This is a genomic window from Paenibacillus sp. 01T422, from assembly GCF_056398785.1.
The window spans coordinates 1-2,320 of sequence record NZ_JBFTQB010000973.1 but is presented as its reverse complement, the minus strand read 5'-3'; the positions used below and the strand labels follow the sequence as shown (position 1 = coordinate 2,320).

1 protein-coding gene is annotated in these 2,320 nt (G+C 46.1%); it reads left to right on the top strand.

Annotation, left to right across the window (positions count from 1 at the left end; translation table 11 throughout):
• Nucleotides 1-2,164: heavy metal translocating P-type ATPase (locus AC1DUA_RS34295; protein ID WP_477503994.1), on the top strand; the 2,164-nt coding region annotated here is incomplete at its 5' end.
• Nucleotides 2,165-2,320: the final 156 nt, after the last annotated feature.

Below are 2,320 nucleotides of genomic sequence, written 5' to 3'. Positions count from 1 at the left end.
GACATGTGCAGCATGCTCTGCGCGAATTGAGAAAGTAATTGGCAAGATGGATGGTGTGCATGAAATTGCTGTCAATTTACCGATGGGACGCGCGGCTTTAGTGCTGGACGCAGGTACAGAGTTGAAAGGGGAAATTATTGAACGTATCGAGAAACTGGGATACTCTGCTAGAAAATTTGAAGAAGCGAGTGATTCTCGGCAAACGGTATTTGGTCTAGGAACAAAACTAGTGATCTCAGCATTATTAACACTTCCTCTTTTGTGKGCAATGGTTCGTCATTACACCATGACTTCGAGTATATGGATTCCTGATCTATTTCTGGAACCATGGTTCCAGTGGCTGCTTGCTACGCCGGTTCAATTTGTGATAGGTGCCCCATTTTATTTTAACGCGTGGAAGGCATTAAAAAACAAAAGTGCGAATATGGACGTTCTTATCGTTCTCAGTACGACTTGCGCTTACTTGTATAGTCATTACATGACAATCCATATGCTTCGTTCTGGAGGAGCTGACCCGCATGCAGTCTATTTTGAGACAAGCGCCATGATTATTACCGCTGTGCTGCTTGGCAAGTGGTTGGAGGCTTCTGCGAAAGAAAGAAGTATGAAAACGATTCATGGACTGCGCAGCTTAAGCCCGCAAACAGTTACAATCATCAGGAATGAGATGCAGTCAGAAGTTATATTGATAAAGGACGTAAAAATTGGGGATACGCTCCTAATTCTGCCAGGTGAAGTTGTTCCTGCGGATGGACGAGTTATTCGTGGCCGATCAGCCGTTGATGAAGCATTCATTACGGGGGAATCGGTACCTGTAGAGAAACGCCAATATGATCGCCTGATAGGCGGATCTGTTATTAGAGATGAAGCCATTATGATGCAAGTGACGGCTCTTGGCCCCCAAACTGCGCTCGGCAAGATGATCCATTTGATGGAAGAAGCACAAGGATCGAAGGCTGAGATCGGACGTTATGTGGATCGAATCGCTGCTGTGTTCGTTCCTGCTGTTTTGGTGCTTGCCCTGCTGACATTGTGTATTTGGTCTCTATGGCTTGCTCCGGGGGATATCAAAGAGGCACTATTCAAAGCGATTGCTGTGCTTGTCATTGCCTGCCCTTGTGCTCTAGGATTAGCGACGCCAACTTCGATACTGGTGGGTACAAGCCGTGCCCTAGAGTCGGGCATTTTATTTAAAGAAGGCAAGTATGTGGAACAATTGCAACAGATCGATATCATTTTAATGGATAAAACAGGAACGCTTACACATGGAACGCCCCGTGTGACAGACATCATCACGGACCCGGGCCAGGAGCATCGCCTTCTTCGCTTGCTTGCTGCTGCCGAGAACGGCATCGAACATCCTTATGCGAAAGCGATTATGAAGGAAGCTGTTCGGCGCGGACTTCAGGTTAAAGAGACATCCTCTTCACAATCCCTAATAGGCCTGGGTGTAAGAGCGCGAGTAGATGAACATGAGATTCTGATCGGTTCCAGAGCTTTTATGAATCAGGCTGAGATTTCCATCCAGAGGTTTGCGCAAGTAACAGAACAGTTAGAGAGGGAAGGCAAGACGATCTTATTTGCAGCTGTGGACGATGTGCCTGCAGGAGTTATCGCGCTCATGGACACATTAAAAACATCCACACCTCAAGCTATACGCCGGTTGAAAAAAATGGGGATTGTTGTGGCTATGGTAACCGGCGATCACCGTAAAACAGCTAAAGCGATAGCTGAAAGAGCTGGCATAACAACGATCTATTCGGAAATGCTGCCTCAAGATAAGGTTCATTTGGTAAGAACACTGCAGCAAAAAGGGAGACGTGTTGCTATGGTCGGTGATGGTGTGAATGATGCCCCCGCCTTAGCAGCTGCGGATATTGGTATTGCTGTTGGTACCGGTTCAGAGATCGCCAAGGACGCAGCGGATGTAAATTTGCTTCACAGCGATTTGGGAGGCGTCGCGGATGCCGTGGTGATGAGCCGTAAGACGATGCGCAATATTCGCCAAAACTTAATTTTTGCTTTAATGTACAATATCTTAGCTATACCGCTTGCGTTCATGGGGCTGTTGACGCCGTGGATCGCTGGAACAGCTATGGCGTTAAGTTCTGTATCTGTCGTTACCAATGCGAGCAGACTGCAAAAAGCATCTTGGCGAAAATAAAGTGTTTTATAGCTCTTTCGAGGCATTTTGAATTTTGAGTAATTGAGTATAGTTAGGTATATAGTATCCTCGTCCTATTGGATTCAATTTATTAATAAGCAAAGGAGGGAGGAATTCTTATGTCTCAACCCTTTCGGGTTATAATTGTAGACGATC